This window comes from Tistlia sp. (genome assembly GCF_040905785.1).
In the GTDB taxonomy this organism is placed as follows: domain Bacteria; phylum Pseudomonadota; class Alphaproteobacteria; order Kiloniellales; family DSM-21159; genus Tistlia.
This window is the reverse complement of record NZ_JBBDQW010000020.1, coordinates 1,706-9,428: the sequence shown is the minus strand read 5'-3', so window position 1 is coordinate 9,428 and position 7,723 is coordinate 1,706. Positions and strand designations below refer to the sequence as shown.

Annotated in this window: 3 protein-coding genes; 1 reads left to right on the top strand and 2 read right to left on the bottom strand. The window is 70.5% G+C overall.

Going from position 1 to position 7,723, the window contains the following annotated elements; translation table 11 throughout:
• Both acnA and WD341_RS05480 read right to left on the bottom strand, forming a co-directional pair.
• The coding region (gene acnA, locus WD341_RS05485) for an aconitate hydratase AcnA (RefSeq protein WP_368424427.1) at window positions 1-2,405 on the bottom strand (2,405 nt) is incomplete at its 3' end.
• A 240-nt stretch (window positions 2,406-2,645) separates the two neighbouring features.
• Window positions 2,646-5,279, bottom strand: a complete 2,634-nt coding sequence (locus WD341_RS05480) for an autotransporter domain-containing protein (RefSeq protein ID WP_368424426.1) — start codon at window positions 5,277-5,279, stop codon at window positions 2,646-2,648.
• Window positions 5,280-5,733: 454 nt separating this feature from the next.
• On the opposite strand from WD341_RS05480, the gene WD341_RS05475 reads away from it, so the two are divergent.
• A complete protein-coding gene (locus WD341_RS05475; RefSeq protein ID WP_368424425.1) occupies window positions 5,734-7,704 on the top strand; it encodes an AMP-binding protein in 1,971 nt (656 codons plus the stop codon).
• Window positions 7,705-7,723 lie beyond the last annotated feature (19 nt).

Below are 7,723 nucleotides of genomic sequence, written 5' to 3'. Positions count from 1 at the left end.
GCCGCCCAGTCGCGCGACGAGCCGGTGCCGTATTCCTTGCCGGCGACGACGACCAGCGGCACGCCCTGCTCAGCGTACTTCATGGCGGCGTCGTAGATCGGCATGGCCTCGCCCGAGGGCTGGTGCCGGGTGAAGCCGCCCTCGGTGCCGGCGACCATCTCGTTGCGGATGCGGATGTTAGCGAAGGTGCCCCGCATCATGACCTCGTGGTTGCCGCGGCGCGCGCCGTAGGAGTTGAAGTCCTGCGGCCGGACCTGGTGCTCCAGGAGGTAGTGCCCGGCCGGGCTGTCGCGCTTGATCGAGCCGGCCGGGGAGATGTGGTCGGTGGTCACGGAGTCGCCGAGGATCGCCAGCGGCCTGGCGCCCTCGATCTTCTCGACCGCCGCCGGCTCGGGAGCGATGTTCTCGAAGAAGGGCGGGTAGCGCACGTAGGTCGAGCCCTCGTCCCAGGCGTAGGTCATGCCGCCCGCGGTGTCGATCGACCGCCAGGCCTCGGGCCCCTCGAAGACATTCGAGTAGCGTCGGCGGAACATCTCGGGGGTGAGGGACCGGCCGATGGTCTCGGCGATCTCGCGGTTGCTCGGCCAGATGTCCTTGAGGAACACCGGCTTGTCGTCGCTGCCGGTGCCGAGCGGCTCGGTCAGCAGGTCGTGGCGCATCGAGCCGGCCAGGGCGTAGGCCACGACCAGCGGCGGCGAGGCCAGGTAGTTGCTCTTGACGTGGGGGTTGATGCGGCCCTCGAAGTTGCGGTTGCCCGAGAGCACCGAGCAGACGTTGAGGTCGCCCTTCTCGACCGCCGCGGCGATCTCGTCGGGCAGCGGCCCGGAGTTGCCGATGCAGGTCGTGCAGCCGTAGCCGACGAGGTTGAAGCCGAGGGTGTCGAGGTCGTCGGAGAGCCCGGCCGCCTCGAGATAGTCGGTGACGACCTGGGAGCCAGGCGCCAGGGAGGTCTTGACCCAGGGCTTGACCGTCAGGCCGCGCGCGACGGCGTTGCGGGCGACCAGGCCGGCGGCGACCATGACGCTGGGGTTCGAGGTGTTGGTGCAGGAGGTGATGGCCGCGATCACCACGGCGCCGTGGTCGAGCTCGTAGTTCTTGCCCTCGACCGACACCGGGCGGTTCAGGCCGCCGGCCTCGATCTGCGGCGCGCTCGGGCTCTCGGCGTCGAACTTGCCTTCGGCGCCGATCGGGTCGAGCCCGAGCTCGGCGGCCAGGAGCGAGGTGAACTCGGCGGCGGCGCGGCTCAGCGGCACACGGTCCTGCGGCCGCTTCGGCCCGGCCAGCGCCGGCTCGACCTCGCCGAGGTCGAGCTCCAGGGTGTCGGTGAAGCTCGGCTCGCCGCCCTGGTCGCGCCACAGGCCCTGCTCCTTGGCATAGGCCTCGACCAGCCGGACCTGATGCTCGTCGCGGCCGCTGAAGGTCAGGTAGCGCAGCGTCTCCTCGTCGATCGGGAAGAAGCCGCAGGTCGCGCCGTACTCCGGCGCCATGTTGGAGATCGTCGCGCGGTCGGCCAGCGTCAGGTGCTGCAGCCCGGGCCCGTAGAACTCGACGAACTTGCCGACGACGCCGCGCTTGCGCAGCATCTGGGTCACGCGCAGCACCAGGTCGGTGGCGGTCGAGCCTTCCTTGAGGTCGCCGGTCAGGCGGAAGCCCACGACCTCTGGAATCAGCATGGAGACGGCCTGGCCGAGCATCGCCGCCTCGGCCTCGATGCCGCCGACGCCCCAGCCCAGGACCGCCAGGCCGTTGACCATGGTGGTGTGGCTGTCGGTGCCGACCAGCGTATCGGGATAGGCGATGGTCCGCCCGTCCTGCTCGGCGGACCAGACGACCTTGGAGAGGTACTCCAGGTTGACCTGATGGCAGATGCCGGTGCCCGGCGGCACGACCCGGAAGTTGTCGAAGGCGGTCTGGCCCCAGCGCAGGAAGGCATAGCGCTCGTCGTTGCGCTCGAACTCGAGGTCGACGTTGGTCGCGAAGGAGCCGGGGCCGCCGAAGGCATCGACCATGACCGAGTGGTCGATCACCAGGTCGACCGGGTTGAGCGGGTTGATCAGGCGCGGGTCGCCGCCCAGGGTGGTCATGGCCTCGCGCATGGCGGCGAGGTCGACCACGGCCGGCACGCCGGTGAAGTCCTGCATCAGGACTCGCGCCGGGCGGTAGGCGATCTCGCGGTCGCTGCGGTGCTCCTTCAGCCAGGCGCCCATGGCGTCGATGTCGTCGACCTTGACCGAGCGGCCGTCCTCGTGGCGCAGCAGGTTCTCGAGCAGCACCTTGAGCGAGACGGGCAGGCGGGTCAGGTCGCCGAGGCGCTCGGCCGCGATCTTCAGGCTGAAGTAGTCGTATTCCTTGCCGTCGACCGTGAGCGTGCGTCGGGTCTTCAGCGTGTCCTGTCCGAGGGTCACCGAGTTTCTCCTTATCGCTGGGCGGCGCGAAAGGGGAAACGCGCCGCCGGTTACCAGGGTCGCCGGGCAGATCCTTCGGTCGCAACGGGTGCGTGGACGGGAGGTTGCACGGGCGGCCCCGCGACCGGTAGCGACCATGTCCGCGGGAAAAGCTGTTTGCAGGCGGGTATATACGCTCTTCGCCCGGCCCGGGAAAGGGGGCGGGCGCCGCCGTGCGCCGCTCTCGAAGCGCGAAGCAGGCTAGAAGCGGAAGGCGAGGGTCAGGTTGAGGCCGTGATCGCGGTAACCGTCGGCGACCGTGCCGGCATAGGAGAGATCGAACAGGCCGTGGGCCCCGACCGGCATCGCCAGGCCGGCCTCGATCAGCGCGGCGTCGCGCGCGACCGGCAGGCCGTGGATCGTGAAGCTGTCGCTGCCGCCCAGGGTCGCGCTGCCGTCCGGCGCCAGGTTACCGAAGGCGTGGCGCCAGCCCAGGGCGCCCAGCGCCGTCAGCGTCGGCAGGCCGTCCAGCTGGAACCCGGTGGCGGCGCGCAGGCCGAGCGTGCCGTAGCCGACCCCGTGATCGCTCTCCTCGACGCTCAGCGCCGCCTCGCCGCCGCTCTCGGAGAAACCGTCGCTGTCCGTGCGGACATAGGCGAGGCCGGCGAAGGGCTGCAGGCCGACCTCGCCGAGCAGCAGGTCGTAGCTGGCCTCGGCGAAGACCTGGGCGGTGGTGGCGCCATAGTCGCCCTCGAGCGAGTCGCTGAAGCCGGGGAAGACGACGTCGCGCTCGCTCTCGACCGAGTGCCAGGACCAGGCGGCGCCGAAGGCGAGGCCGACCGGGCCCAGCTCGGTGCCGGCGTAGGCGCCGAGATGGACCGTGTCGACCGTGGCCGAGGAGCGGCGGTCGTCCACGCTGGCCTCGCGGCGGTCGTAGCCGGTGAACAGGCCGAGGCGCCAGGTTTCCGAGACCGGGGCGTCGGCGCCGAGCAGCAGGCCGCCCATCGAATGGTCGACCGCGGCCGCGTTGCCGTCGCCGTCGCGGCTGCCCCAGGAGCCGAAAGCCTGGACCCAGGCCTCCAGGGTGCCGCTCTCCGGCGGTGCCTGGAGGTCGTCGGCGCCGGCCTGTGCGAGCTGCACGGGCGCCGTCCGTCCGTCCGCCTGCTGGCCTCTGCCCTTGGCGGCGGCCTTCTGGCGCAGCCGTGCCAGGGAGATCTCGCGCAGCAGCCGGCTCTCCTCGACCAGGTTGCCGGCGACGTTGGCGTGGAGCTCGCCGGACAGGGCCTCGTAGGCCTGGAGCGCCTGCTCCTCCGAGAACCCGACGATCCGGTCGTGGAGCGCGCTGCCCGGGCCCAGGGACTGGAGGGCGCGTGCGAGGGCCCCGTGGTTGTGGCTCTCCGTGATATCCTCCAGCGCGGTGTCGTTGCGCGATACCGTCAGGTAGACGTTCTCGGCATCGTAGGCGAGGGCATGATCGAGGAAGGCGAAGTCCTCCTCGACGCCCTGGAAGCGGCCCTGCAGGCCGCCCTCCGCCGTCAATATCCGGTAGGTCGCGCTGTCCGCGAAGCTGCCGGAGAGGGCGAGGGGCCGCACGGTGCCGCCGAGGATCTCGGCCGCACCCCGGACGTACAGCAGGTCGCTGCTCGTGCCGCCCGGCGTCAGCTCGATCGCGAGGACGGAGCCCGGCAGGAAGGTGACGTCGCCGTCCACGGTCAGGGTGCCGATCGAGCTGCCCGGTGCGATCGTACCCCGGCTGCCCAGGCTGCCGAGCAGGCGGCCGCTGCCGCCGAGCGTGCCGTCCGGGTCGACGACCACCGGGCCGGCCAGCACGCCCTCGACCAGCAGGGCGCCGCGGCGCACGTCGGTGGTGCCGAGATAGCTGTTGGTGCCGCTCAGGATCAGGGTCCCGCTGCCGTCCTTGAAGAGGCCGCCGCTGCCGGAGATATCGGCGCCGAGCGTCAGGCGGTCGGTGAAGTCGGCGACGATCTCGCCGTCGTTCTCGATCGCCGCCGTCTCGACCCTGCCGGCAAGCCCGCCGTCGCCGAGGTTGAGCCGGCTGTCCGGGCCGATCTCCAGCAGGCCGGCGGAGACCAGGCCGCCCTCGGCGACCGTCAGGGTGCCGAGGCCGCCGAAGGTGCCGTTGCCGACGTAGAGCGTGCCGGCGACCTCCCAGCGCGAGCCGCTGCCGGTGACCGTCGCCGTCGGGCGGGCGAAGAGGGCGTCGATGAAGGCGTCGTCGCGGCTCTCGACGAGGCCGCCGTTGGAGACGGTCATGGTCGCGCCGCCGACGTAGCCGACGATCGTTTCCTCCGCGATCGTCGCCCTCGAGCCGCTGCCGTCGACGATGAAGCTGCTGCCGTCGAGGTAGAGGAACCCGGTCTCCAGCCGCCCGCCGTTCTCGAGCCTCAGCGTCGCGCCCGAGACCTCGGTGCTCGAGTCGGCCGCGAAGAAGCCACCGTCGATCGTCACCTGGCCGCCGCCGCAGCTGCACAGCGAGAGGCTGCCCTCGATGTCGCTGTCGCCGGTCAGGGTCAGCGTGCCGCCGCCGTCGTAGTAGAAGTCGCCGGCGCCGGTGAGCGAGCCGGAGAAGGTGGTCGAGCGATTGCCGACCACGGACAGGAAGGCCTGGGTCCCGAGCGCGATCGGGCCGCCGCCGCTCAGCGAGAAGACGGTGGCGTCCTCGAAGTTTCCGACCCTCGGGCCGGGACCCAGGTCGACCACGACGTCGTCGCCGGGTCCGGGGGCGATGTCGCCGGTCCAGTTGGCGCCCCGGTTCCAGTCCCGGTCGGCCTCGCCGTCCCAGGTGAACTGCGCCAGCGCGGCGCCCGCCGGCAAGGCCAGGACCAGTAGGCCCCCGCCCAGGCCCCCGAGCCGGCGTGCTCGGCCCCTTCCCACACGACATCCGCGATTCATTCCCCCACCCCCCCCCGTGGCTGGCATCCCGTGGCTGGCATCCCCGTGGCTGCTATCCCGAGGCTGGCATCGCGGCGCCGCGCGGCATTCCCGCAGCGGCCTCGCAGACCGCCCGCCCCCGTGACCCCCGGCCGTCAGCATTCCCGATCCCGGATGCAGCGTCGAGCCCGATGCGCAGGGATGAGGGAAGATTAATCTTCCGCCCATCTCCAGGGGGTGGGAGGAGGCTCGCGGGCGCGGGCGGCACGGCGCCGAAACAGGCCCCGGCGGCGGCGCGCGTGCCGCGCCCCCGCGGTCCGCTCGGGCGAGGGGGCCGTGCTTGACGCCCTTCTGGATTGGACTTACTAACGGACCGTCCTCACTGGACCAAAGAAGAACGATAGTCATCCGCCAACGATGCGGATGCATCAGGGACGGCCTTACGGGAGACGGGTGCGTGGTCAAGGACTCGGCGACCCTCGATACCTTTCCGAAGCTACTGCTGCGCCACATGCGCGAGCGCCCGGCCCGGGCCGCGATGCGCGAGAAGAACCTCGGCATCTGGCAGACCTGGACCTGGCGGCAGTCGGGCGAGCAGATCCGCGCCTACGCCTGCGGCCTCGCCGCCCTCGGCCTGAAGCGCGGCGAGCGCATGGCGATCATCGGCGACAACCGCCCGCGCCTCTACTGGAGCTTCTGCGCGGTCCAGAGCCTGGGCGCCGTGCCGGTGCCGCTCTACCAGGACTCGATCGCAGCCGAGATGGCCTTCGTGCTCGACCATGCCGAGGTCCGCTTCGCCATCGCCGAGGACCAGGAGCAGGTCGACAAGCTGCTTGAGATCCGCGAGCGGGTGCCGAGCCTGGAGGTCATCGTCTTCGACGACGACCGCGGCATGCGCAACTACGACCAGCCGTTCCTGCACGCCTACGAGAAGGTGCTCGAGCTCGGCCGCGACTTCGAGCGGCAGAACCCCGACTTCTTCGAGTCCGAGATCGCCAAGGGCCAGGGCTCGGACATCTCGATCTTCGCCTACACCTCAGGCACGACCGGCGAGCCCAAGGGCGTCGTGCTGACCTACGACAACGTGCTGATCAGCGCGCGCAACGGCGCCGCCTTCGAGGGACTGACCGAGAAGGAGGAGATGCTCGCCTACCTGCCGATGGCCTGGGTCGGCGACCACATCTTCTCCTACGCCCAGTCCTACGTCTGCGGCTTCTGCGTCTCCTGCCCGGAGTCGGGGGCGACGGTCATGCACGACCTGCGCGAGCTCGGCCCCAGCTACTTCTTCGCGCCGCCGCGCATCTTCGAGAACATCCTGACCACCGTGATGGTGCGCATGGAGGACGCCAGCGCGCCCAAGCGGCGGATCTTCAAGTACTTCATGAGGCATGCCGAGCGGTGCGGCGTGCGCATCCTCAACGGCCAGCGCGTCGCGCTCCTCGACCGGCTGATCTACGGGCTCGGCGAGATCCTGGTCTACGGCCCACTCAAGAATACCCTGGGCTTCTCGCGGATCCGGCTGGCCTACACCGCCGGCGAGGCGATCGGCCCCGACATCTTCGACTTCTACCGCTCGATCGGGGTCAACCTGAAGCAGCTCTACGGCTCGACCGAGGCCAGCGTCTTCGTGACGATCCATCCCGACGGCGAGATCTACGCCGACACGGTCGGCAAGCCGGTCGACGAGGTCGAGATCCGCATCGCCGAGAACGGCGAGGTGCTGTTCCGCAGCCCCGGCGTGTTCCTGGAGTACTACAAGAACCCCCAGGCGACGGCCGAGGCCAAGGACGACGAGGGCTGGATGCACACCGGCGACGCCGGCATCATCGACGAGCGCGGGCATCTCAAGATCATCGACCGGGCCCGGGACGTCGGCCACCTGACCGACGGCACGCTGTTCCCGCCCAAGTACATCGAGAACAAGCTGAAGTTCTTCCCGAACATCAAGGAGGCCGTCGCCTTCGGCCACGAGCGCGACCGGGTCTGCGCCTTCGTCAACATCGACCTCGGCGCCATGGCCAGCTGGGCCGAGCGCAACAACCTGGCCTACGGCAGCTACCAGGAGCTGTCGCAGGACCCGCGCGTCGCCGAGATCGTCAAGGGCCACGTCGAGCAGGCCAACCGCTCGCTCGCCGAGGACCCGAAGCTCGGCTACGCCCAGATCCACCGCTTCCTGATCCTCAACAAGGAGCTCGATCCCGACGACGGCGAGCTGACCCGCACCCGCAAGGTGCGCCGCCGCATCATCGCCGAGCGCTACGGCCCGCTGATCGAGGCGCTCTACTCGGACCGGGACAGCGTGCACATCGAGCTCGAGGTCAGCTTCGAGGACGGCCGCAAGGGCCGCATCAAGGGCGACCTGCAGATCCACGACGCCGAGACCTATCCGGTCGCCGGCGCCGACGCGCCCAAGCGCGCCGCCGCGTAGTTCGCTAGTCGTACCGGGG